The organism is Arthrobacter sp. 4R501, assembly GCF_002929755.1.
GTDB lineage: Bacteria > Actinomycetota > Actinomycetes > Actinomycetales > Micrococcaceae > Arthrobacter.
The window spans coordinates 155,640-179,479 of the sequence record NZ_PJIW01000011.1 but is presented as its reverse complement, the minus strand read 5'-3'; the positions used below and the strand labels follow the sequence as shown (position 1 = coordinate 179,479).

20 protein-coding genes are annotated in these 23,840 nt (G+C 60.2%); 17 read left to right on the top strand and 3 right to left on the bottom strand.

Going from position 1 to position 23,840, the window contains the following annotated elements; translation table 11 throughout:
• Nucleotides 1-12: 12 nt before the first annotated feature.
• The 9 genes from CXR02_RS12995 (at nucleotide 13) to CXR02_RS12955 (ending at nucleotide 10,938) form a co-directional block, all read left to right on the top strand.
• On the top strand, nucleotides 13-1,311 hold the full coding sequence (locus tag CXR02_RS12995) for an ABC transporter substrate-binding protein (protein ID WP_104062380.1): 1,299 nt from the start codon (nucleotides 13-15) through the stop codon (nucleotides 1,309-1,311).
• Entirely contained in the window at nucleotides 1,311-2,264 is a 954-nt protein-coding gene (locus CXR02_RS12990) for a carbohydrate ABC transporter permease (protein WP_104062379.1), read from the top strand. Before CXR02_RS12995 ends, CXR02_RS12990 begins: the two co-directional genes overlap by 1 nt.
• Nucleotides 2,261-3,184: a carbohydrate ABC transporter permease gene (locus CXR02_RS12985; protein ID WP_104062378.1), complete on the top strand. Its 924-nt coding sequence runs from the start codon at nucleotides 2,261-2,263 to the stop codon at nucleotides 3,182-3,184. Before CXR02_RS12990 ends, CXR02_RS12985 begins: the two co-directional genes overlap by 4 nt.
• Nucleotides 3,181-4,470, top strand: a complete 1,290-nt coding sequence (locus tag CXR02_RS12980) for a Gfo/Idh/MocA family protein (RefSeq protein ID WP_104062377.1) — start codon at nucleotides 3,181-3,183, stop codon at nucleotides 4,468-4,470. Before CXR02_RS12985 ends, CXR02_RS12980 begins: the two co-directional genes overlap by 4 nt.
• A complete protein-coding gene (locus CXR02_RS12975; protein WP_104062376.1) occupies nucleotides 4,467-5,474 on the top strand; it encodes a LacI family DNA-binding transcriptional regulator in 1,008 nt (335 codons plus the stop codon). Before CXR02_RS12980 ends, CXR02_RS12975 begins: the two co-directional genes overlap by 4 nt.
• A gap of 155 nt (nucleotides 5,475-5,629) precedes the next feature.
• On the top strand, nucleotides 5,630-6,688 hold the full coding sequence (locus tag CXR02_RS12970) for an NAD(P)-dependent oxidoreductase (protein WP_219816427.1): 1,059 nt from the start codon (nucleotides 5,630-5,632) through the stop codon (nucleotides 6,686-6,688).
• Entirely contained in the window at nucleotides 6,688-7,728 is a 1,041-nt protein-coding gene (locus tag CXR02_RS12965) for a dihydrodipicolinate synthase family protein (RefSeq protein WP_104062375.1), read from the top strand. Before CXR02_RS12970 ends, CXR02_RS12965 begins: the two co-directional genes overlap by 1 nt.
• A 46-nt stretch (nucleotides 7,729-7,774) precedes the next feature.
• Nucleotides 7,775-9,163: a LamG-like jellyroll fold domain-containing protein gene (locus tag CXR02_RS12960; RefSeq protein WP_104062374.1), complete on the top strand. Its 1,389-nt coding sequence runs from the start codon at nucleotides 7,775-7,777 to the stop codon at nucleotides 9,161-9,163.
• 377 nt (nucleotides 9,164-9,540) lie between these two features.
• Complete coding sequence (locus tag CXR02_RS12955) at nucleotides 9,541-10,938, top strand: L-serine ammonia-lyase (protein WP_104062373.1); 1,398 nt, start codon at nucleotides 9,541-9,543, stop codon at nucleotides 10,936-10,938.
• An 849-nt stretch (nucleotides 10,939-11,787) separates the two neighbouring features.
• Here CXR02_RS12955 and CXR02_RS12950 read toward each other — a convergent pair.
• Nucleotides 11,788-12,291, bottom strand: a complete 504-nt coding sequence (locus CXR02_RS12950) for an Lrp/AsnC family transcriptional regulator (RefSeq protein ID WP_104062372.1) — start codon at nucleotides 12,289-12,291, stop codon at nucleotides 11,788-11,790.
• 370 nt (nucleotides 12,292-12,661) lie between these two features.
• Between CXR02_RS12950 and CXR02_RS22160 the strand changes: the two genes are divergently transcribed.
• The 8 genes from CXR02_RS22160 to CXR02_RS12915 all read left to right on the top strand — a co-directional run bounded on the left by CXR02_RS22160 (nucleotide 12,662) and on the right by CXR02_RS12915 (nucleotide 21,201).
• Entirely contained in the window at nucleotides 12,662-12,991 is a 330-nt protein-coding gene (locus tag CXR02_RS22160) for a hypothetical protein (protein WP_146072539.1), read from the top strand.
• Between the two features lie 2 nt (nucleotides 12,992-12,993).
• Nucleotides 12,994-14,076 carry a thiamine pyrophosphate-dependent enzyme gene (locus tag CXR02_RS12945; RefSeq protein ID WP_258060947.1) on the top strand — a complete coding sequence of 361 codons (1,083 nt, stop codon included), beginning with the start codon at nucleotides 12,994-12,996 and terminating at the stop codon, nucleotides 14,074-14,076.
• The gene (locus tag CXR02_RS12940; protein WP_104062370.1) at nucleotides 14,073-15,059 is read left to right on the top strand and encodes an alpha-ketoacid dehydrogenase subunit beta; all 987 of its coding nucleotides are present in this window, start codon (nucleotides 14,073-14,075) and stop codon (nucleotides 15,057-15,059) included. The genes CXR02_RS12945 and CXR02_RS12940 overlap by 4 nt, the downstream gene beginning before the upstream one ends.
• Nucleotides 15,028-16,404 carry a dihydrolipoamide acetyltransferase family protein gene (locus tag CXR02_RS12935; RefSeq protein WP_308470686.1) on the top strand — a complete coding sequence of 459 codons (1,377 nt, stop codon included), beginning with the start codon at nucleotides 15,028-15,030 and terminating at the stop codon, nucleotides 16,402-16,404. The genes CXR02_RS12940 and CXR02_RS12935 overlap by 32 nt, the downstream gene beginning before the upstream one ends.
• A gap of 44 nt (nucleotides 16,405-16,448) precedes the next feature.
• Nucleotides 16,449-16,745: a hypothetical protein gene (locus CXR02_RS12930; protein ID WP_104062369.1), complete on the top strand. Its 297-nt coding sequence runs from the start codon at nucleotides 16,449-16,451 to the stop codon at nucleotides 16,743-16,745.
• Between the two features lie 79 nt (nucleotides 16,746-16,824).
• Nucleotides 16,825-18,030, top strand: coding sequence for an acyl-CoA dehydrogenase family protein (locus tag CXR02_RS12925; protein ID WP_104062368.1), 1,206 nt, complete (start codon nucleotides 16,825-16,827; stop codon nucleotides 18,028-18,030).
• 67 nt (nucleotides 18,031-18,097) lie between these two features.
• The gene (locus CXR02_RS12920; protein WP_104062367.1) at nucleotides 18,098-18,853 is read left to right on the top strand and encodes an SDR family NAD(P)-dependent oxidoreductase; all 756 of its coding nucleotides are present in this window, start codon (nucleotides 18,098-18,100) and stop codon (nucleotides 18,851-18,853) included.
• A 1,235-nt stretch (nucleotides 18,854-20,088) separates the two neighbouring features.
• Nucleotides 20,089-21,201, top strand: a complete 1,113-nt coding sequence (locus tag CXR02_RS12915; RefSeq protein ID WP_104062366.1) for a branched-chain amino acid aminotransferase — start codon at nucleotides 20,089-20,091, stop codon at nucleotides 21,199-21,201.
• 147 nt (nucleotides 21,202-21,348) lie between these two features.
• On the opposite strand, the gene speB is transcribed toward CXR02_RS12915, so the two are convergent.
• Together speB and CXR02_RS12905 are read right to left on the bottom strand one after the other, a co-directional pair.
• Nucleotides 21,349-22,368, bottom strand: a complete 1,020-nt coding sequence (speB, locus tag CXR02_RS12910) for an agmatinase (protein WP_104062365.1) — start codon at nucleotides 22,366-22,368, stop codon at nucleotides 21,349-21,351.
• Entirely contained in the window at nucleotides 22,365-23,747 is a 1,383-nt protein-coding gene (locus CXR02_RS12905) for an MFS transporter (protein WP_104062364.1), read from the bottom strand. Before CXR02_RS12905 ends, speB begins: the two co-directional genes overlap by 4 nt.
• Nucleotides 23,748-23,840: the final 93 nt, after the last annotated feature.

Sequence of the window (23,840 nt, the reverse complement as noted above, 5' to 3'; positions counted from 1 at the left end):
TCAGGAGCACACATGTCAGTTCTAAAAAGAAGCCTCTCACTTGCCGCAGGTATGGCCTGCGCGGCAATGGCACTCACCGGGTGCGGCCTGAGTTCCGGTCCGGAGTCCACCGTGGACACCGCAGGGGAAATTAACGGATCCGTCCGTTTCCAGACCATGCAGTTGTCGCCTACCTTCGATACCTATATCCGGGAGACCATTGCGGCCTTCGAAGCCAAGCACCCCGGAGCCAAGGTCGAGTGGACGGACATCCCCAGTGATGCCGCCGCCCGAAAGGTCAGCGCGGATTCCATTTCCGGAGCCCTTCCCGACGTGATGGATCTGGACACAGCCACTCTGGCTCCGTTGGGTCGTGAAGGGCGGGTCATAGATATGGCGACCGCAGCCTCTGACATCGAAGGTCTGTACGTCCCCTCGGCATGGAATTCCTTTGCTTTCGATGCCACGAAGGTCGCGGGGCTTCCCTGGTACCTCAATACCCCGGTGCTGATGTCGAATAAGAAGATCCTTGCTGACTCGGGACTGGCCGGGCAAACGGTGCCTTCTAGCTATCAGGAGCTGCTCGACGTATCGCGGAAGATAGCCAGCGCCACGGGTAAGGCGGGCTTTCAGCCAACTGAGCTGGGATTCCCCAACTATTTGCTTAGCCTGGGCGTGCCGCTGGTGAACGATGATTCCACCGCGGCCGTTGTCAATACGCCGGAAGCAGTGGCTTTTGTCACCGAACTGGCCGAGCTTTACAAGTCTGGCGGAATTCCTGCCGACGCCGTCACCGCAAAACAACGCAGTGAGATTGCGACGTTCCAGCAGGGAGAAACCGCGTTCCTCGAAACCGGGCCGTCCCGGTTGAAGATTATTCAGCAGAACGCACCTGATGTCTTCAGCTCGATTGCGGTCGACAACCCGTTGGGCGAAGCCGCCGGCAAGTCCTGGGTGGTGGCGCACGGTCTGGCTGTTCCCAAGACGTCGAAGCAGCAGGCCACCGCAGTAGCCTTCGCGAAGTTTATGACGTCGCCTGATAACCAGCTGTCGCTGGCAAAGCAGTCCAGTGTCTTTCCGAGCACCTCGGAGTCACTAAAGGATTCCTTCTTTACGGCCCCTGCCACTGATCTGCCCACCGAATCGCGCGCGATCGCGGCCTCCAGCCTTCTGGATGGAAAGACGATTGCCAAGCCGGCAGCTGTTGACGCGGAATTCGCCACGACCCTCTGGTCCTCGCTGCAGCCCGCAATTTTGGGTGAAATCAGCCCCGAAGCCGCCCTTGCCGGTGCCCAGGAGCGGCTGACCTCGATTCTCAAGGAACGCAAGTAATGACAATGGTTTCCATCAGGAAACAATCGCCCGCACGGGGAACGGCCCCCGCCGGCGGAGCCCCCGGGAAAAAGCGCGGGCAATTGAAAAAGCACCGCTGGTACGTGCCATTGTTTTTCGTGGGGCCAGTCCTGGTGCTGCAGCTGGTCTTCCTTTTCCTTCCGCTGATCAACACGTTTGTGCTTGCATTCACCAACGCTGACACGGTCGGTGGCGGGGTCTTCATCGGCCTGCAAAACTTCACAGAGCTCGCCTCCGACGGACTCTTCTGGGCATCGGTGGGACGGACGTTCCTCTACATGCTTTGCACGGTCCCGGTCATTACGGGGCTGTCCCTGCTGTTGGCTGTGCTCGTCAACACTTCGATGCGTGGCTCAGGCATCGTACGGCCCATCTTGTTCTCGCCCATGGTCATGCCAATGGCCGTGGTGGCACTGATGTTCCAGTACGCCCTCAAATCAGACGGACTGATTAACCAGATCCTTCAGAGCCTGAACGTGATCTCAGCCCCGATTCAGTTTCTCAATAACTCCCACCTGGCCTTGTTCAGCATCATGCTGGTGACGGTATGGAAGAGCTGCGGGTTGTACACGCTGATCCTGCTCGCGGCACTGCAGAACGTTTCAAAGGAGCTTGACGAGGCCGCAGAGCTTGACGGAGCTTCGTGGTTCCATCGGACAGTCAGCATCACGCTGCCCCAAATCAACGGCACCACCGTCCTCATCGCCATCCTGGCTTCGGTGGCCACACTCCGGGTATTTACGGAGCCGTTCGTGATGACCGGGGGTGGCCCCGGCGATGCGACCACCACTATCGTGCTGTACCTCTTCCAAAAGGGCGTTTCCCCGGGAACGGATGCTGGCTATGCCTCGGCTGTGAGCCTGGTCCTCTTTACGTTCGTTCTGCTCGTTTCTGCCGTTAGCTGGCTTCTCGCCCGAAGGAACCGTTCATGAACACGTCACTTAGAAAGTCGGCCGCCAATCGGCCTACCGGAACATCAGACTCCGGCCACAAAGTCCGGCCGCCGGCAAAGCGCAGGCGCCGGGACCAGGTCGCGGGCAAAGAGAAAGCCATCCGATGGTTTTTCATGGTCATCGCCGTCGCCGCCGTCTTGGGTCCCCTTCTGTGGCAGCTCAGCACTTCCCTTAAGGGCGTTACTGAGTCCACAGCGGGCTTTCCGGGCAACCTGATTCCGCAGAACCCTACGCTGCAGAACTTCGTGACCGCACTCACTGCTATCCCGTTGCCAAGGTACCTGTTCAACTCGGCACTGATCGCCGCCATGGGCGTGGTGACCAACATAGTACTGGCTACGTTGACCGGATACGCCTTGGGGCGCATAGCCTTCCGTGGGCGGGCGCTTTACATGACTGTCCTGCTCGCGACCGCTGCGCTGCCGTTTGAAGTCATCCTGATCTCAACACTGTTGGTTACCCGCGGTGTGGGCTTGCAGGACACCCTGGTGGGAGTGGTCCTGCCCCAAGCGGTGTCCATCGTGTCCATCTTTGTGATGCGCCAGGCCTTCCTCAACGTCCCTAACGAACTGGAAGAGGCGGCTACCGTCGACGGAGCAGGTCCGCTCAGGTTGTTTTGGAGCGTCATGCTCCCTTCTGTTCGCGGTTCTTTGGCGGTGGTGGCAGTGCTGGGCTTCCTCGACTCATGGGACCACTTCATTTGGCCGCTGGTCATCCTCAATAACGAGGCCAACTACCCGGTCAACGTGGGGATCCAATTCTTGTCCGGTGCCTTCTCTGCGGACCAGCGAGTGATCTCGGCGGCAGCCATCATTGTGATGATCCCGCCGCTGCTGGTCTATTTCCTGATGCAGAAGCAGGTCTTCAAGGGTCTTGCGGAAGGAGCGCTGAAAGGGTGAAAGACGAATCGCGGCTGCCCGAAGTCACCCTCGTTGGGACCTCGGGATATGGGCGCCGCCATCTGGAGAGTCTTCTCGGATGGCATGCTCAGGGCCTGATCCGGTTGAGCGGCCTCGTCGACCTTCGATTTGCGGACGAGACCCGGCAAGCATTGGCCGCCTCGCAGGCGGAACCCGGGTGGTTCGGAAGCGTCGAAGAGTCGTTCGCCGGCGGGCTACCCGACGTCGTCGTAGTGGCTACACCCCCACAGACACACTTCGACGTAGCCAACTCAGTACTGAAAAGGGGCGTGGGCCTTTATCTGGAGAAACCGCCGGTTCCTTTGCTGCAACAGCTGGACGAGCTCGCTGCACTGCAAACATCACGACGCTTCGAAATTGGATTCCAGGAAACCCGCCGGTGTGTGGAGACACTCCAGACCGTACTAGCCAGCCGCGAAATCGGGGAAGTCCACCGGATCACCGCCCACGCCGCCTTGGAGCGCCCCGATGCCTACTACCAACGTAGCGGTTGGGCCGGCAAGTGGTTCTCAGACGGACTGCCGGTTCTGGACGGGCCGCTCTTCAATCCCTTGGCGCATATTCTGCATACGGCTTTGTCCTTCGCGAAATGCGTGGACGGGCGCTGGGCACCCCAGACCGTGGACGCAGAGTTCTACTCTGTCCGCGCCATCGAAGGAGACGACCTGGGTGCACTCCGGGTGCGCTCCAATTATGGGCCAGAGGTGGTAGCGGTGGGAACCACTGCTGCCGATTCTGTTAGGGAACCCGCGGTGACGCTCCACGGATCTAAGGGAACGGCTACAATCCGTCACCGGGACGGATTTTGTCTTGTCAGTACCGGTCAGGCCCCGGTGAGCTTTCCGGTCACGGGACAGGTGGCGGCCCTGTACGATGCCGTGACCAACCCCGAAGGCTCCGCAGATGAGCTGATCGACGCCGCAGCGGTGCGGCCTTTCGTGATGGTAGTCAACGCCTCAGTAGAGGCAGCGCACGCACCAGCCCGGTTGTCCCATTTGCAGGCTAAACGCCTGCACGAAGGCCGCACTTTCAGGTATTTTCCCGGGATCGCCGAACACATAGATACCGTCACGGAGACCGGGCTCCTCTTCTCGGAGCTCGGGCTCGACTGGGCGCGCCCGGGCGGAAGTCTCGACCTTACTGAATACAGCGGTCTACATCACCCGTTGATGACAGCCATAGCGACGCCCGCGGGGCACCCGACCTGCAGTGGGCGTTCTTTGTATGATGACGACAAAGGTCTCTCACAGGTAGGCAGGACATGACCGCACGCACCGGGAAAGCCAAGATGAAGGATGTCGCCGAAGCCGCGGGAGTTTCGATCTCCACCGTGTCCAGGGTGTTCTCCAACCCAGAGCTTCTGTCGCCGCAGACGGTAAGGAACGTGAAAGATGTAGCCAGCACCCTGCGGTTCTCACCCAACCTGTTGGCCCGTGCCCTCATCACCGGGACGTCCACAAATATCGGCCTAGTGGTCTCAGATATCTCCAACCCATACATGACAACTCTTCTTAAGGCCGCGCAGGCCTGGTCGCGCAGCCGGGATACGGGCGTGTTTGTGGCTGACACCGACGACAGCGCAGTCATCGAGCGTGAGGTGTGTGAGCAGTTGGCCCGCCAATGCCGGGGCATTATCCTCTGCGGCCCACGGATGAGCGGACCGCACATCCGCGAAATCAGTAAAATCATCCCGCTGGTCCTGGTAAACCGCGTCATCACCGGGATCCCCAGCATCTACACAGATTCCGCCCCCGCCATGGCAGAACTCGTGGACCAACTCGCGGATTTGGGCCACCGCAAGATCGCATACCTGCCAGGCCCGGCGGGCTCGTGGGCTAACAAGCAACGTGCCCGGGCAGTGGAAACCCGTGCAGCGATCCGGGCCATAGAGGTAGTGTTCCTGGAACCGACCACGGCGAAGTATTCGGAGGGGATAGAAGCAGCCAAAGCCGCTTCCGAGTCAGGGGCCACGGCGGTGATGGCGTTCGACGACGTCCTGGCGTCCGGGCTGATCGAAGGATTCCGGCGGCTCGGCCTGTCAGTACCGGACGACATCAGCGTCACCGGCCACGACGACGTCCTGGCGGAGCTCGCCCATCCCGGGCTGACTACCGTCACTGGACAAAGCGACGTCGTGGGACGCCTTGCCGTGGACCGCCTATTGGAAGTACCGAACGCCAACGGAGAGCTGGACGCCCGGGCCACCGTGGTCCCGGCCCACATTGTCCAGCGCGCTTCCGTGTCCAAGCCACCTCCAACGCATAGGTAGAACCCCACGTCCGTTCCCGGAGCGGCCGGACCCAACCCCGAGGATCCGGCCACCCGGAGTTAACAAATTTTCATCACACCTCAATGAACAATCTTTGACGGCTCGGCGTGCAAACGTTTGCACGCCGTAGTGCAAATAATTTAGGAAGGTATTCAGTGAACACTCAAACCAATTCCGCACTGCGGCTGGAGGCCGCGCCCGCTGATGAGGGAATCCTCGACGAATGGCTTTCGCGTCCTGGAGAGCAAGTGGGACAGGCCCTAGCCGCGGTAGGCGGAGACATCGTGCTGCTCGGTGCCGGCGGAAAGATCGGGCCCACCATGGCCCGGATGGCACGCCGCGCCTTGGACGAAGTCGGTTCCAGCGCCAAAGTCATCGCCGTGTCACGATTCTCTGAGTCACCAGTCAGGGATCAGTTGGCAGAGGTCGGAGTGGAGACACAGGTAGCAGATCTTTCAGATCCGCGCTGCTACGCCAGCCTGCCCGATGGCGGTGCCATTTTCTATCTGGCCGCAATGAAATTTGGAACCACGGGCCAGGAACACCTGACCTGGTGGTCGAATGCCGCCATTCCAGCACTTGTGGCGGACCGGTACCGGGGTGTTCCTGCGGTTGTATATTCCACCGGAAACGTGTATCCGCTGACGCCACTGGCGTACGGGGGATCGGTGGAGTCAGACCTCCCGCAGCCCTTGGGGGAGTACGCCCAATCCAGCCTCGCCCGGGAACGTATTTTCACCAACGCGGCGCACACCTGGGGAACGCCTACCACTATTTTCCGGCTGAACTATGCCTGCGAACTGCGTTACGGCGTGATTGCTGACATCGCCACCAAGATCGCTGCCGGCGAGCCGGTGGACGTAAGCATGCCGGCCGTCAATGTGGCATGGCAGGGCGACATCAGCTCTTGGGCGCTGCGGAGCGTCGAACTAGCCGGCATCCCACCAAGGATCCTGAACTCAACGGGCCCGGAAACTATTCCCGTGCGCCGCCTGGCGTTATTGCTGGCGACGGAGATGGGTCAGGTGGCGCATTTCACCGGTACGGAGGCCCCCGATGCGTTGCTCAGCGACGCCGGTGAGTGCTTTGACTTGTACGGCTACCCGACCGTTCCGGCCCGGCGCTTGATTTCCTGGGTCGCCGAATGGGTTACGGGCGGGCAGCGGCAACTGGGCAAGGCCACCAAATTCCAGCAGCGCGGGGGAAAGTACTGATGGGCCGGACCGTTCTTGAAAGGCTCCAGGGCGGAGTAGTGATTCCCGCGCACCCGCTCGCAGTGAACGCCTCCGGTTCCATTGATGAACGGGCCCAGCGTGCACTCTCCCGGTATTACCTTGCCTGCGGCGTGAACGGACTGGCCGTGGGCGTCCACACAACGCAGTTCGAGCTGCACGGTGACCGCGGACGGCTGGCCGACGTGTGGCGCATGGCAGCGGAGGAAACGGCCAACGCCGGATCAGGGCCGCTCCTTGTGGCAGGCCTTTGCGGAGACACGGCTGATGCTGTGGTTGAAGCTGAATTGGCTTCGTCCTTGGGTTACGAGGCAGTCCTGTTATGTCCGTATGGGATGACCGAACGTACCGAGAAAACCCTACTGGAACGGGCCGAAGCCGTCGGTGCGGTCCTTCCCACCATTGGCTTTTATCTTCAGGAAAGCGTGGGAGGGCTCCGCCTGAGTCCGGACTATTGGCGCCGACTGTTCGACCAGCCGTCGACAGTAGCCGTAAAGACGGCGCCCTTCGACCGGTACCGGACCAACGATGTTGTGCAGACCCTGCTGGAGCACGACCGCTGGAACGACATCTCACTGTTAACGGGCAACGACGACGCCATCGTCCAGGATCTGATCACACCGTACCGCCGCACCACAACTGGCGGGCCGCGTGAGATCCGTGCCGGCGGCGGACTCCTGGGCCAGTGGGCTGTGGGAACGCGTGCTGCAGTGCAGTTGGTCAAACAGGTGGTGCAGCAGACAAAGGCCGGTGCAATCTCGGACGACCTGCTGGCACTCAGCGCGGACCTTGTAGACGTAAACGCCGCCGTGTTTGACGTCGACAATAACTTCTCCGGCTGCGTCGCCGGAGTCAACGAGGTCCTTCGGCAGCAGGGGTTACTGGCCACCTCCGCGTGCCTCGGAGACCGCGAAGTGCTGTCAGCCGGGCAGCGGGAAAAAATCGCTGCCGCCCGGGAACGCCATCAATGGCTGCTTGATGAGGAATTCATCAGCACGAACATCCACGACTGGCTGACCTGACGAATCCTCGCACTATTAGTCACACACCCAACAGAGAGGCACCACCATGACCCGCCACACTTCACCACAACCGCTCCTTGTGACGGTTGCCCTGATTGCTGCCCTCGCGGCCAGCACCATGGGAGCGCTCCCCGCGTCGGCGGCCAGCGCTCCTGGTTCCTACGACTCCACCGTTTTGGCCGACCAGCCTGACATTTATTGGACCATGGGGAACACCGGCGGCGGCGGCGCAGAACCGGACCTCACCGGATCCGGTCACACCGCAACATACTTCAAGTCACCCAATGCCACAACGTTACCTAACGGGGACAGTGCCGCGGATTTTGACGGCGCCACACAGTACCTCGAAGCAGCAGACAGCGCTGAACTCAGCCCAGCGACCAACGGCGTCATCACCATTGAGGCGTGGATGCGTCCAGACGCACTGACGTTCAGCCACAGCAACAACGGATATGTGCACTGGATGGGGAAGGGGGAGCTGGACAATCACGAATACGTATCGCGCATGTACTCGGCGGATAACACGGTGGGCCGCGGAAATCGCATCTCGGGGTACCTCTTCAATGCATCCGGTGGACTTGGTGCCGGTTCCTATTTCCAGGACGCCATAGTGGCCGGGGAATGGATCCACTATGTCCTTGTCATCAACTACAACGCCCAGAGCGCCCAATACCCGCACGGCTACACAAAAATCTACCGGGACGGAGTCCTTCGGGATACGGACGATCTGAGCATCAGCGGAACTGTCATTGTTCCCGAACGAGGGGACGCCCCGTTCCGCGTGGGAACCCGGGACTTCAAGTCGTTCTTCGACGGAGCAGTTGGAAAAGTTGCCTTCTACGACAAGGAACTCGCCCCGGACCGGATTGCCGCCCACCATCAGGCAATGGTGCAGGAGCCGGACACGACGGCCCCGGTAGTCAATGTCGCACTGAACCCCGAAGCGCAGGATGGAGCCAACGGGTGGTATGCAGGGCCCGTGCAGATTACGGCCACAGCCCTTGACGAGGTTGATAGCGCCCCTGCCATCGAAATTTCAGCCGATGGCACCACTTGGGTCCCCTTTGATGGCTCTCAGGAGTTCACTGACGGACGTCATGTAGCGTTCATACGCGCCACCGACGCTTCAGGAAACCGCTCGGACTCTGTGAGCACATCGTTCAACGTTGATTCGACCTCCCCAGACGTCGCCGCCTCAGCCAGTTCGTCCCGCAGAATTTCCCTCGAATCCAGCGATGGCCTGTCTGGCATCGCGGACGTTGAATACAGAATCGGTGCAGCCACTGCCTGGACCCGCTACTCGGAACCGTTTCGGGTCAAAAATACGACCTCAACCGTGACCTACCGGGCCACAGACAACGCCGGCAACCAGACGGAGGCTGTCCTGACCCTACCGCCGAAAGGAAAGCCGGGTTCTGCCCCTGACCAGAACTAAGCGAAGTGTGGAGGCCGGCCCTCACTCAGGGACCGGCATACCTCACTGAACCGCGTCAGGCGGACTGTGATGCAGGAACATTGATTTGTTCAGTGTTCCTGCATCAGCCGTTCCATCCCTAAGTGGGCACCCACCCCGGCGTCGCGCTTTGAGGGCTGTATGCCGGTCATGCCGGCGCTTCGGCCCCAGAGTCGGCCGAAGTGGCCTTCTTTTCCCATGAAGGCAACCGCGCTCCAAGCATGTGATGAGCGAGGGGCAGCGTTCGGAGTTTGAAGAGAAATCGGGCCCTGTAGTCGCAGGCATTGCGTATAACGGTCGGATCACCAGCTTCCGGCATGAGTATCTGCCCGAACAGACATGACACCTAAGGAACTTGAATGGCCGTTGGAGTCTTTGATTTGTTCTCCGTCGGGATCGGGCCGTCTAGTTCGCACACCGTTGGCCCGATGCGCGCCGCCGCAGTGTTTGCCGAAGAGCTCACGGGCTCCGGCAATCTGGAGAAGGTGGCGGGGCTGCGGGTGGACCTGTACGGTTCGCTGGCGGCAACGGGCCACGGCCACGGCACCATGACGGCGATCCTGCTGGGCCTGGAAGGTTTCCACCCCGAAAAGATCCTGCCGGCCGAGGTGGAGGAGCGGCTCGTCGCGATCGCCGAAACCGGCACCCTCCAGTTCGCTGGTTCCGTCCCTCTGCCGTATGGCGTGAAGGATATGGTCCTGCGACCGCTGACTGTCCTGCCGCGGCACACCAACGGCATGACCTTCACCGTGACTGACGAAACAGGCGAGGTCCTGCACAAGGCCACGTTCTTCTCCGTCGGCGGCGGCTTCATTGTCCGCGAAGGCGAAGAGGACGCGGCCCTGAAGGAACTCGACGAGTCCAAAAAGGAACTGCCGCTGCCGTTCCGCACAGCTGCTGAGCTGCTGGGCCGGTGCCAGTCCAAGGGACTGTCCATCGGCGACATCATGTTCGTCAACGAACGTGCGTCCCGGTCGGAGGCGGAAATCCGCGAAGGCCTGCTGCACATCTACTCCGTCATGGAGGAGTGCGTGGCAACCAGCCTCAAGCGGGAGGGTCTGCTGCCCGGCGGACTGAAGGTCCGCCGTCGTGCTCCGGACTGGCATGAGCGGCTGGAGAAGGAGAACAAGGACCGGGATCCGAAGTACTGGCAGGAATGGGTGAACCTCATCGCCCTGGCAGTGAACGAGGAGAACGCGTCCGGCGGCCGGGTGGTCACGGCACCCACCAACGGTGCCGCGGGCATCATCCCGGCAGTCCTGTATTACGCACTGCATTTCGCGCCCGGCATGGACAAGGCCACGCAGGAAGACCGCGACGACGTCGTGGTCAAGTTCCTGCTCACGGCCGGTGCCATCGGGGTGCTGTACAAGGAGCAGGCATCCATCTCGGGTGCCGAGGTGGGCTGCCAGGGCGAGGTGGGATCGGCGTCGTCCATGGCCGCGGGTGCCCTCGCCGAGGTGATGGGCGGCACACCCCAGCAGGTGGAGAACGCTGCGGAGATCGCAATGGAACACAACCTGGGCCTGACGTGCGATCCGATCGGCGGGCTGGTCCAGGTTCCCTGCATCGAGCGGAACGCGATCGCGGCGGCGAAGGCCATCAACGCCGCGAAGATGGCCCTGTGGGGGGACGGCACGCACCGGGTGTCCCTGGATGAGGTGATCGTGACCATGCGCGAGACCGGCAGGGACATGAGCTCCAAGTACAAGGAAACAGCCATGGGCGGCCTCGCCGTCAACGTCGTTGAATGCTGAGGGACTCGATTAGAGGCCCTGAAGGAAGTGCAGGTCAGCGTCCAATGTTGGCAATTAGCAGGCGGATCTACCGACCCGCAAGCTTCGGCAGAACATCCTGGGCAAACAAACGCGCCTTGCCTGTCGCCGGACAGCCGCCTGAACGCACCTTTTAGTGCCCCAGTTTGAGTGCCAATTATGGACCATATGTCGGCCTGCCGGGTTGAAAGCTGACGGGGGAGCGGTGGCCGCACGTGCTAAGCCAGCGCCTACGCGCAGGCATCTAGCGCGCTGCCCTGGGGAAGGCCCAGCGATTTCCCCGGTAACTATGCTCACTAGCTTGTGTCTGGGACACGCACAAGACGTCATTCATGCCGCCAAACCTGCAGAACGCAGACGCACACGCGCGCTGAAGGCTGCCCTTCGTAGCGTCGACCGCACGCGAATTGAGAACCCCTCCCGCATATCCGCGCTTGGTATCGACACCGTACGGCCTGCAACAGTTGGACTTCCTGATAGTCGTCCTAGACGGCGCCGAGGCCGTGCTTCACCGTGCATGACGGGGCGCCATCGCCAGGCAGTCCCTCCTGGGAGGTATAGCAGCAGACCAGGCACTGGACAATTGCCCTGGCATTCAAAGCTGCCCCACTGGCTCTATTGGATCGACTAGAGCAACCCCTTACGACCCATCATAGATTTGCGGTCCAGCAAGGGCTGGCAGGTCAGGGCACGACCGGACATCGGGAGATACGGAAGAGTCCTCCCTGCCCGGGTTTTCCATTGTCCAGCAGGACAACGCTGACTCATGACTGCAACCCTAGGTACGAACCGGCAATGCCTGCCAGCCGCCGTTTCCGATTCGCTGACGACTTACCCTGGTAGGGCAGTTGATCGACCCCAGCCAGAGTCTTTGCTGAGGTGATCAAGCAGGGGCTGGACTCGAAAGGGGAGAGGGGTGGAGACGGACAAGGTCGTGTTGGAATGGCGCACTCCCTGGATTTCAATCATGCTGGCCACCGCCTGCTGCAAGTCAGCGAGAGTAGCAGCGGCGACTCTAACCAGCAGATCTTCCCGGCCCGCTTGTGTTGTTACCTCTAATACCTGCGGGATGCTCCTCAGTCCCGCGATGACGTGGGGCAGTTGTCTTTGCTCAAGTTCCAAGCCCACAAAAGCCTGAACAGATAGACCAGCGGCTTCAAGATCAATTACCGGCTTGAAGCCTTTCAAGATGCCCTCGTTTTCCAGTCTCTGCAACCTCGCATGAACCGTGTTCCGAGAAATGCCTAGCTGGGCAGCAAGTTCAGCGACGCCTGCCCGAGCGTTAGTGTTCAGGCGCTTAATCAGTTCCGAGTCGAGTCGGTCGAGGCTGCTCATTTTGTCAAGTTGTCCCTGCTGTGTAGTTGGCCAATTTGGCCGAATGATTAGTTGCTGGCGAACGAGTTGACCACCTCACCCTCCAGATTGAAGGTTGGTCCAAGCACATTTCGTCGCTATCCACAGGACCATCAGACAAGGAAACGCATGCCGTCCGTCTTGCTATCAGACCAGGGAATTGGGGAGAACGGAGTATTGGAAGAATCTGGAGACCCGACCCATGAGAGCGTCACAGTCCTTAGGGATCATTCGACCGGCCTCCGCGCGATCGTATCACTCCCCGGTACAGCCAAGGGTCCGGCATCGGGTCGAACGAGATTTCACCCGCACGACAGCGAAAAAGCAGCAACGCCGGACGCTCTGCGCCTTTGTGAAGGACGACCTACACAGCAATCGCAACTGCTTGCTTCTTGGTGGCCAAATTGAGGTCTTCGGCATTGGTCAGTCTTATGGCCGGCCTATTGACCCTTTCGAGGGCTCATTTATCACCGCGGATGTTGGCACGACTTCACCTGATGTGGATTCCATTGGGGAATCGACTCGGCGGATCGTCGGTCGTAATCAAGCGAAGGACGGGTCCGGCGACAGCGGTCTTTTCCCAGCACGCGGGGTCATCTCCCGGATGCTGGGCTCTGAAACCCCGGCAGCCGCCGATTACGTGCGGGTTCGAAGACAACTTTCCCTAGAAACCAAAGGATGAGCATGAACCCTGAACCCATCTCTATGTTGGATCCTGCTGGCAACTACACGGCCGCTCCGAAACTCCTCCTTGATCTCGACTCAGCTAACTCCATCGGGCTTTATAGCGACATGATCATGGCCCGCACGGTGGATAGTGAGGCGATTGCACTGCAACGCCAAGGCGAACTGGGGCTTTGGCCCTCCTTATTGGGCCAAGAAGCCGCTCAAATAGGGGCAGCGCATGCCTTGGACACCCGGGACGTTGTATTTCCCACGTATCGGGAACACGGTGTTGCATGGTGCCGTGGAGTCAACCCCGTTGATCTCCTAGGACTTTTCAGGGGAACGACTCTTGGCGGATGGGACCCCACAGCGAACAACTTCAACCTGTACACCCTCGTAATCGGCGCCCAGACGCTTCACGCCGTGGGCTATGCCATGGGCATAGTCCGGGATGGCGATGTTGGTACCGGAGACCCGGCACGAGACCGCGCCGTCCTGGTGTTTCTCGGCGACGGCGCCCTCAGCGAAGGCGAAACCAATGAAGCGTTCGTATGGGCTGCAGCCCAAAACCTTCCGGTGGTGTTCTTCTGCCAAAATAACCAGTGGGCCATCTCAGCTCCCTATTCTGTCCAGAGCAAGGTACCAGTCGCGGATCGTGCCCACGGTTTCGGGTTCCAAGGTGTGCGCGTCGATGGGAACGATGTCTTCGCTTGTTTGGCGGCCACCAGGGAAGCCTTAGCAGCGGCACGGGCGGGTCAGGGCCCCACTTTGATCGAAGCCCTCACATATCGCAGGAACCCTCATACGACCTCGGATGATGACGGCAGGTACCGTTCCCAGGCCGAAAACGACGCGTGGGTTGCTCTAGATCCTATTGAGCGGCTTCGACTCTATCTGGAGTCCACAGGTCAGCTAACTGAGCAGGTGGCTGAAGACGTCTCAGAGCAGTCGAGGGCGTTAGCCGAGACCCTGAGATCGGGATGCCGGACACTCCCTGTGCCCGAGGCAAGATCACCATTCCTAAACACCTATGCGGATTTGCCAACGGAGCTCGAACAACAAATGAACGAACATCTGGACTTTGTGGAGGCAGGCGAATGACATCAACGACGAGTCGAATGCCCATAGCTCACGCCTTGAACCTTGGCCTACGGCATGCCATGGAAGCTGACCCCAAGGTCATGCTGCTCGGGGAGGATATTGGGCAACTCGGCGGGGTTTTCAGGGTCACCGATGGCCTCCAAAAGACCTTCGGTGATAATCGCGTTGTCGATTCCCCGCTTGGAGAGGCAGGCATTGTCGGGAGTGCCATTGGACTCGCCATGGCCGGGTACCGTCCCGTCTGTGAAATTCAGTTCGACGGGTTCGTCTTCCCCGCAATGAACCAGATCGTCACCCAACTGGCCAAGTACAGGCACCGTTCCGAAGGCAAGGTCAATCTTCCAGTCGTCATTCGAATCCCGGTTGGCGGCGGTATCGGCGCCATAGAACATCACTCGGAATCCCCGGAAGCCTACTTTGCCCACACGGCAGGGCTCAAGGTGATCAGCCCTTCCACGCCGCAACAGGCTTATGACATGATCCGGCTCGCCATCCGCAGCGAAGATCCGATTATCGTCCTCGAGCCTAAACGCAATTACTGGCTAAAGGGCGAAGTATCTACGAGTGCCGAACCAGGGAAACTGCACCGAGCAGAAGTAGTACGGGAAGGATCAGACCTAACCCTCGTCGCATATGGTGCGCTGATGCCTGTTGCGATCAAAGCAGCCGAAGTGAGCCAGAGCGAGGGACGCAGTGTTGAAGTCATTGACCTGTGCTCATTGTCACCAATTGATGACGAAACGCTCATCAGTTCCGTCGAGAAGACAGGCCGACTTGTCGTAGCACATGAAGCCTCCCGCACTGCCGGTCTAGGGGCAGAACTGGCCTCCCGTGTACAAGACGCCGCATTCTACTCTCTGCTTGCTCCCATCGTCCGGGTAACCGGTTATGACACCCCCTATCCGCCCAGCCGCCTGGAAGAAGAATGGCTGCCGGGACTGGACCGCATTCTTGAGGGCATTGACAGAAGCTTTTCCTACTAGTGGAGGACGACACATTATGAGCATCAAGCAGTTTTCACTGCCCGATGTCGGAGAGGGTCTCACCGAGGCTGAAATCGTCACCTGGTTCGTCAAATCCGGCGACATCGTGGAAGTCAATCAAGCGATTGTCGAGATCGAGACCGCGAAATCCCTCGTGGAGTTGCCGTCGCCATTCGCGGGCGTCGTGGCCGAACTCTATGCCGAGCCGGGCCAGACAGTCGATGTCGGAAGCCCAATCATCGGTATCACAACGGCTGACGCCAGCGCTTCAATTACCGCCGCATCTTCGGCAGATCAGGCTACGTCGGCGTCAGACCGCGATGAGGACCCGAAGCTCCTTGTCGGGTACGGGGCCAAGGAAACCAGCACCCAACGCCGGCGCCGGCGAAACCATCCCGATCATGCACCAACGCCCAATCCGATGTCTGTTTCGAAGCCCGGCTACGCGGCACCTGCTGGCGGACCGCCGAAGGCGTCACCGCCTGTGCGGAAGCTGGCCAAGGATCTTGGTTTGGACCTCGCCACTGTTACCCCGACCGGTGAAGGCGGCGTCCGGACTCGGGAAGATGTTCTCGCCGCCTCGGCAACGCCTGATGGCGCGGAGGTCAGCATCGAATTGTCGGAGAGCCTCCCAGACTTTGGAGACCTGCGTATACCTATCAAGGGCGTGCGGAAGCACACGGCCGCCGCCATGGTCCGATCGGCTTTCACCGCCCCTCACGTTACCGAGTTCGTGAGCGTGGATGTGACGCGGACTATAGAACTCCAGCAGATGGTGAGTCGCCGCCGTGATTTCCGGGACACGAAACTGACGCCACTAACGTTCGTAGCCAAGGCCTTCCTCACTGCACTGCGCGCCACACCTGAGGCTAACTCCAAGTGGGACGAAGAAGCCCAGGAAATCATTCAAATGCGGAGCGTAAGCCTGGGGATCGCCGCCAGCACTCCCAGAGGCCTGGTGGTGCCGAACATCAAAGGTGCCGAGCGGTTATCCCTGAAGGAACTCGCGGACCAAATCAGCATCTTGGGCGCGGAGGCTCGGGCTGGCAAAACCCCGCAGTCTGCGATGACCGGGGGCACCATCACCATCACCAACATTGGAGTCTTTGGAATCGACACTGGAACACCCATCCTCAACCCCGGTGAGACAGCCATTCTGGCGGTAGGCACCGTACGGAGGATGCCCTGGGTGATCCAAGACGAGGCAGAGGAACGCATCGAAGCACGATCCGTCCTGCAACTTGCGCTCTCCTTTGATCATCGTGTGATGGATGGCCAGCAAGGCTCCCAACTCCTCGCTGACACCGCCGGGATTCTCTCCGAGCCAGGGCTGTCGCTGCTTTGATACTCGGTGCTTCCACCCCAGGCCACTACCTGAAGAGGCTAAGAATGAGTCACCAGACTTCCGGAGCAATAAAGAAGTCCATCCCACTAGTCACGGAGACCGGCCAACTGAACGGCCGCGACGAACCATCCCGGAATCTCTCCCAGCCCGTGATCGTCCATGACTGGACCCTTCTCGTTGGATACCTCGTTCAAGTCATCCACGGCTGCTCCATACTGCGAACGGGAACGGTGGAGGACATCACCTTCGATGGACGGGCACCGTGGCTGGCAGCCGAGGGCGTTCTGGCAAGACAGCTCATCGACCAAGGCTCGGGCTATCAAGTAGTTGTGGACCCATAGCAAATCACCGCTTGCCAGCGACCGCAGCGTCGCTTCCCATCGCCAGTAAGTACCGATCAACCAGAAAAGAAGAACCTCATTGACACCGCTTAAGGAAGAAAGCTCGGCCGCGGGGCAGCGAAGCCCTCATTGCCATCCCTACCCTGAGGGAGACCTCCTGTTCATCACGGATCTCCTGGCAGAGAAGGAATTGCGGCAGTATCAGAACGCCAGGTCCTTTTTTCAAAGTGAAGTCCGGCCTATTGCAGCTGACTATTGGAACCGAGCCGAGTTCCCGTTTGAACTCCTGCCGAAGCTTGCAGCTCAGGAGTTATCGACGCTGAACTCCGCCAGTCATCTGCTCTCCGGACTCATACAGATGGAATTTGCACGTGCCGACACGTCCATCTCCACCTTCTTCGGCGTGCATCACGAACTCGTCACGACGGCAATCTTCGAGCTCGGCTCCGACTCACAGAGACGTACGCTGCTGCCGGATCTTCTCGCGTTGAAGAAGATCGGCGCGTTTGCGTTGACCGAACCTGACCACGGTTCGGACATCTCTCGGGAGATGGCTACCACCGCGGAACGGGTTGGGGATGGTTGGGTACTCAACGGAGCAAAGCGCTGGATAGGCAACGGCTCTTTCGCTGATTACGTCCTCGTCTGGGCAAAGGATACGAGCGATGACGAGATTAAGGCTTTTATAGTCGAAAAGGATCGACATGGATTCCATGCCGAGACGATTGTCAATAAAACAGCGGTTCGCATAGTTCAGAACGCGGACATCACGCTCTGCGACGTCCGCATCCCTTACGCCAACTGGCTTCCGGGGGCGAAGTCCTTCCGTGATACCAACGGGCTGCTGCGCAATTCCAGAATCTGGGTCAGCTGGCAGGCAGTCGGGCAGCAATTTGCTGCCTTCGACGTCGCACGCGCCTACGCGCTGAAGCGTCACCAGTTCGGCAAGCCGATTGCTTCGTTCCAGATCGTCCAAAGCCAGCTCGCCAGAATCGCGGCCAACGCCGCGATGTCGTTATCACTTATGGTCCAGATGGCGCGGCTTCAGGACAGCGGGCGCCTCACCATGGACCAAGCGGCCCTCGCCAAAGCAAGCTGCACCGAGAGGATGCGAGAGTCTGTCAGTTTGGGCCGAGCACTGCTTGGCGGCAATGGCATCAGCACTGACTTTGAAATGGCAAAGATCTTCGCGGACGCCGAAGCGATCTACTCGTACGAAGGAAGCCACGAAGTCAACACCCTGCTCGTTGGTAGAGCAATCACCGGGATATCCGCCTTCGTCTAACCCACGATCAACGTCCAAGTTGGACGAGGGACAAGCACGGGTCGCATCATCAATCGAGAGGACCAATATGGACCTGCACCACGCTTCCGCCATCGTTACCGGGGGAGTTTCAGGCCTGGGAGCCGCCACATCGAGGGCGTTGGCGTCCCGGGGGATAAAGGTATTTGCCATTGACCTGCAACAGTCCGTCGACAAGGCAGAACCTGTTGACGGCATAACGTACCTACCAGCGGATGTCACCAAACCCGAAGAAGTCCGTGCAGCGGTTGATGCCGCCGCAGATGCTGGACAACTACGCGTCGTCGTGAACTGTGCTGGAGTACTTCCCACTGCGCGCATTCTCGGCCGGAACGGACCACACGACCCATCACTTTTTGCGAAGGTCTTGGAGGTAAATCTGATGGGATCATTCAACGTCCTATCGATCGCTGCACATCGAATGCAGGAGACAGAACCTGACGCCGAAGGTCAACGTGGCGTAGTCATAAATACAGCCTCCATTGCCGCCTACGAAGGCCAGATAGGGCAGGTCGCCTATGCCACTTCCAAGGCAGGCATCGTGGGCATGACGCTCCCTGCAGCCCGGGATCTGGCGTCACACGGCATCCGAGTCAACGCGATTGCGCCTGGCGCCGTGGAGACCCCCATGATTGCCTCAGTTTCAGAGGACATCCGAGAAGGCCTGGCGGCCGGGGTCCCGTTTCCCAGACGACTCGCCCGCCCCGATGAATTCGCCCAGTTGGTTCTAGCAATCATTGATCACGACTACATCAATGGCGAAGTCATCCGAATGGACGGTGCGCTTCGCATGCAAGCCCGCTAGCGACACGTTCTAGACCATCCCAACCTGTAGTAGCCCCGTCAAGGAAGATCCAATGACGCCCACCAAGTGCCCGCAGCGCACCCCCGATGACGTCGTCACTGTCGGCGGAGCCAGGATCCCGCAGTGAGAATTTCGAGGGCGACTTGCCAACAGTGTTTGTAGACTGCTGCTTGAACTGGATTCAGACCGATCGCACCTCGGGGCGGCGCTGGGGCTATCGCTCCAGCCAACCGACCAACTTAACTTCCGTTACAGTGGCTCAACCCGGAACCATGGCAAGACTTTGCGGGAGCGAGTGAACGTTCTACGCGCTACTCAGTCGATCAAGATTCCCGCCAACTTCAACCATCGCTCTTGCGCACGAGCTGCGCGCCAGTTTCGCACCAGTGCGCGAGCTCTCCCGCGCACTAGAAGTTGACATACCAACCAATCAGTCTGTTGTAAGAATTGGAGAAGTTTCTTTTGGACACAGAGCTCACACCGGAACCCAACCACTGCTCAGAGATTTTCACCCTAATGAACTCGAAAGCTCATTTTGCGTAAGCGGGGCAGCGCACCTCAGGCCTTGGAAAGACCTACGGATCTGAACCATCGGGGCTCCCACGGAACGAATGAAAATAGGTCCACCGGAAGATTTCTCGACGACATGGTGCAATCATCTCAGGCAGTGGCCGCTGTGGAGACTTGCGACGACGATTGCCACTTCTGCCAAGGGCCTGAAACCGACTGAGATTCAACGACCTGGATGGATTGCGCAAGTCAAGCCGACCAACGCCATGCTTCCAAGCACCCAGCGTACTGAGCACGTAGCGATGGATGGATAAGCGCTGAGCAGAGAAAACCTAAGAAGTATGCGCCAAGCGTAGGCACTAGAGAGGAAACACCCAATTTGTGAAAATAGCGCTTTGCCTAGTTGACGGGCAAGAGTGGGCAGCCGAAGAATTTGACACCTTGCCTTCTCCACGGCTCCGCGCACTGCGCCTTGGCTTGGTCTGTATTGGCTGCAGAGCTGCGGTAAAACTACAGAAATCAAGCACCTCTCGCGCAGCCGATTTCCTTGTTGAACATGACCCAAGGTGCCCGGCAGTCGCGCCCAGCTCCAGTGTATTCCGCTTCTTACTCTAAGTACTTGCGGCCGTTCCCACAGGTCGGCCGCAAGGAAGGTCTCGACTCAAATTAGCAAAATTGTCCGCCACTCATCCCCAAGCCCCGGACCGCCCGATTATGGAGGAACCATGACACAGACAGCCCATGGTATCGAATTCACCCATCATTTCTCAGCCAACCCCAAGTTTGCTCCTGAGCGTGAAGCCATCTTGGAGAATCCAGGATTCGGAAACTACTTCACGGACCACACCGCCATCGTTGACTACAGCGCAGAAACGAACAGCAGGGGCGTCTGGCACAGCCCTCGGATCGAAGCCTACGGAGCAATCCCATTGGATCCAGCAGCTGCCGTGCTGCACTACGGGCAGGAGATATTTGAAGGTCTGAAGGCTTACCGTCACGAAGACGGGTCGATTTGGACGTTCCGACCCGACGCCAACGCAGCCCGCCTCAATAAGTCCGCCCGGCGGCTGGCCCTTCCCGAACTGCCCGTGGAGTACTTCATCGGGGCAATCCGTGAGCTTGTCTCTGCAGACAGGGAATGGGTTCCGGCCGGGGACGGCGAAGCGCTTTACCTGCGGCCTTTCATGATCGCCACCGAGGCCTTCCTGGGTGTCCGGGCCGCCTGTCAAGCGTCCTTCCGCGTCATAGCTTCGCCCGTAGGCAATTACTTTGGCGGCGAACTCAAGCCCGTGACCATATGGATCTCACAAGAGTACGCACGCGCAGGCCGCGGTGGAACCGGCGCGGCGAAATGCGGCGGCAACTACGCAGCATCGCTGATAGCGCAGCAGGAGGCTACTGCCAACGGCTGCAAGCAGGTTCTCTTCCTTGACCAATTCAATGACAACGCCATCGAGGAGCTCGGCGGCATGAATGTGTTCTTCGTGATGAAGGACGGTTCGTTGGTCACCCCTGCACTAACGGGGACTATTCTGGGAGGGGTGACCCGCATGTCTGTCATCCAGGTTGCCAAGGACATGGGGCGAGAGGTTTCCGAGCGCAAAATCACCCTTGATGAGTGGCGCGACGGTGTTGCTGCGGGTGAAATTGCGGAGGTATTCGCCTGTGGTACAGCAGCTGTCGTGACCCCCATCGGTGTCCTAAAAGGCGCCAATGAACTCATTGGCTCCGAGAATGCCAAAGCAGGAGAAACCACTATGGCCATTCGTCAACAGTTGCTGGGGGTCCAGACCGGTGTGCTCGAGGACACTCATGGTTGGTTGACCCGACTAGTCTAGGTGTCGCGACGCAGCGATGGAGGGCTGTACGGAGGGATCGACAGAGCTCTGTGCGGGCCCAACGATGGTCCGTCAGGCCCGCGAGGGAAGCCAGCTAGCACACATGGACACGCCGCGAGGTGGTGAGGGGCGGGACTGCGCGGCAGGTCAGATGACCGCCGACTCCAGGTCTTCCGAACCGGATATTGTGGCGCCCTTGCTGCGGTTCACCATCAGGCTGAGGAGGTCGAAGACGAGCGTTGCCGCGGCAACGGTGGTGATGTCTGCGTGGTCGTAGGCCGGGGCGACCTCGACGACGTCGGCGCCCACGATGTTGATGCCGTTCAATCCGCGGAGGAGCGCCAGTAGTTCTCGGGAGTGGAGGCCACCCATCTCGGGGGTGCCGGTACCCGGGGCGTAAGACGGGTCCAGGACGTCGATGTCGATGGAGACATAGACAGGGGTGTTGCCGAGACGGTCTTTGACCTGCTGGATCGCGGCCGGAACGCCGATGACGTCCAGGTCCGAGCATCGGATGATCTGGAAACCGAACTCGTGGTCGCGGAGGAAGTCATCACGGTCGTAGACCGGTCCGCGGATGCCGACGTGCATCGAGGAGTCTCCGATGAGCAGGCCTTCCTCGAATGCCCGGCGGAAAATGGTTCCGTGGGTGATGGGCTGGTCGAAGTAGGTGTCCCAGGTATCCAGGTGTGCGTCGAAGTGGAGCAGGGCAACCGGGCCATGGACCTTGTTCAGTGCCCGCAGCATCGGAAGGGCGATGGTGTGGTCGCCGCCGATGGAGATGAGGCGCTTGCCTTCTCCATCGCCATCCGCGGGGCCCTGGAGCAGCGGGAGGGCCTGCTCCTCGATTTCGCGGACTGCCCGGGTGATGTCGTAGGGGGTGCAGGCGATGTCGCCGGCGTCCACAACCTGGGCTTCGTACACGGGCTCAACGTCCAGCTCCGGGTGGTATCCGGGACGCAGCAGCCTGGACGCTTCACGGACGGCGGCAGGACCGAACCGTGCGCCCGGGCGGAAGGAGGTTCCGCCGTCGAACGGCACGCCGACGATGGCGATATCGTAGTCGGGGACCCGGTCGATTTGGGGAAGCCTGGCGAAGGTGCCCAGGCCCGCGTAGCGGGGAACCTTCGTTGCGTCGACGGGGCCGATGGGCTTGTGCCTGGTCATGAGAGGGATCCTTCCGTTGCTTTGCTGTTTGCCGGCGATGCCGGCGTCTTTTCTGTGGTGAGTTCCGAGAGGGACCTGTTGGCGGTTTCCGGCGCGAGCAGGAAGGTAGCCAGCAGGCCCACCAGGGAGATGACGGCGCCGATGAGCAGCGAGCCGGCGGCGCCGAAACTGAGGATGGCGACCGGCATCAGGTAGGTACTGGCTGCGGAGCCGACCCGGCTGATGGCCGTGCCGAAGCCCACAGCCGTGGCGCGGACTTCCGTGGGGAAGAGCTCGTTGGGGTAGACGACTTCGAGGAAGCTCGAGGCGCCCGAGGCCAGGGCGAAGATGGCCAAGGCGATGAAGAGCGGGGCAGCTTGGACGTTGGGGATGAAGGCAGGGATGGCGAGGGCCACCACGATGATGCCGAAGCTCCACAGGAGCAGCCTGCGGCGGCCGATCTTTTCGACGAGCCACAGTCCGGGGATGCCGCCCACGACGAACAGCATGGAGATCAGGAACGATCCGCCGTAGAGGTTCGCGTCACCGGTCAGGCCCATGGAGTGCAGAAGGTCCGGGGCGAAGGTGTAGACGGCGAAGAGCGGGATGACCTGGGCGGTCCAGAAGATGGAGACGAACAGGGTGCGCTTCAAGAACTGTCCGCGGAAGATGTCCAGGAACTTGCCCTGCTTGGCCGGGCCTTCACTGTCGGACGCGATGTCGGACAGGCCGTACTGCTGCCCGTAGACCTTCTTGATGATCGCGTCGGCTTCATCCCGGCGACCGCGGGAGAGCAGCCAGCGCGGGGACTCGGGGGTGCCGAGGCGGAACAGCAGGGTGATGATGGCGAAGATCGCCGGGCTGGCAACCATGACCCGCCAGGCGTCAGGGCCCATGTCGCGCAGGAGGTAGCCGGCAGCGTAGGCAACGGCAGCGCCGATGGCCCAGACCACGAAGGTGGCGCCGAGGAGGCGGCCGCGGTGCTTCTTAGGGAGGAACTCCGCAAGAAGGGACGTGGCGATGGGGTAGTCGGCGCCGATGGCCATGCCCAGGAAGAACCGGCAGAGAACTACCTGCCAGATCTCGGTGGCAAAGCTGTTCAGCACGGAGAACACCGCCAGGGCGATGAGGTCGGCGATGTACATCTTGTGCCGGCCGATCTTGTCGGTGAGCCATCCGAAGATGCCACCACCGAAGAAGATGCCGACCAGGCTGGCCGCGCCGACCATGCCGATTTCGGCCGGGTTCATGTGCAGACCGGGAACCATAGTGATCAGGGCGATGCCGATGATTGACAGTGCGTAGCCGTCGATGAACGGCCCACCGGAAGCGAAGAACGTCAGCTTCTTGTGGAATTTGTTCAGCGGGGCGTCATCAATGAGATTGCTCGTTGCGCTCATTGCAAACCCTCTCTCGTGAATGCTCATCATTGAGCGGGGAAGTTTCCGTGACTTAAGTCTTCGTGAGCGGCGTCACCGCGTACACCCACAGAT

Bases quoted from the DNA above. Each gene is read 5' to 3' on its own strand.
- CXR02_RS12995 (WP_104062380.1), top strand. From the start codon at position 13: ATGTCAGTTCTAAAAAGAAGCCTCTCACTTGCCGCAGGTATGGCCTGC.
- CXR02_RS12990 (WP_104062379.1), top strand. From the start codon at position 1,311: ATGACAATGGTTTCCATCAGGAAACAATCGCCCGCACGGGGAACGGCC.
- CXR02_RS12985 (WP_104062378.1), top strand. From the start codon at position 2,261: ATGAACACGTCACTTAGAAAGTCGGCCGCCAATCGGCCTACCGGAACA.
- CXR02_RS12975 (WP_104062376.1), top strand. From the start codon at position 4,467: ATGACCGCACGCACCGGGAAAGCCAAGATGAAGGATGTCGCCGAAGCC.
- CXR02_RS12965 (WP_104062375.1), top strand. From the start codon at position 6,688: ATGGGCCGGACCGTTCTTGAAAGGCTCCAGGGCGGAGTAGTGATTCCC.
- CXR02_RS12960 (WP_104062374.1), top strand. From the start codon at position 7,775: ATGACCCGCCACACTTCACCACAACCGCTCCTTGTGACGGTTGCCCTG.
- CXR02_RS12955 (WP_104062373.1), top strand. From the start codon at position 9,541: ATGGCCGTTGGAGTCTTTGATTTGTTCTCCGTCGGGATCGGGCCGTCT.
- CXR02_RS12950 (WP_104062372.1), bottom strand. From the start codon at position 12,291: ATGAGCAGCCTCGACCGACTCGACTCGGAACTGATTAAGCGCCTGAAC.
- CXR02_RS12945 (WP_258060947.1), top strand. From the start codon at position 12,994: ATGAACCCTGAACCCATCTCTATGTTGGATCCTGCTGGCAACTACACG.
- CXR02_RS12940 (WP_104062370.1), top strand. From the start codon at position 14,073: ATGACATCAACGACGAGTCGAATGCCCATAGCTCACGCCTTGAACCTT.
- CXR02_RS12930 (WP_104062369.1), top strand. From the start codon at position 16,449: ATGAGTCACCAGACTTCCGGAGCAATAAAGAAGTCCATCCCACTAGTC.
- CXR02_RS12920 (WP_104062367.1), top strand. From the start codon at position 18,098: ATGGACCTGCACCACGCTTCCGCCATCGTTACCGGGGGAGTTTCAGGC.
- CXR02_RS12915 (WP_104062366.1), top strand. From the start codon at position 20,089: ATGACACAGACAGCCCATGGTATCGAATTCACCCATCATTTCTCAGCC.
- speB (WP_104062365.1), bottom strand. From the start codon at position 22,368: ATGACCAGGCACAAGCCCATCGGCCCCGTCGACGCAACGAAGGTTCCC.
- CXR02_RS12905 (WP_104062364.1), bottom strand. From the start codon at position 23,747: ATGAGCGCAACGAGCAATCTCATTGATGACGCCCCGCTGAACAAATTC.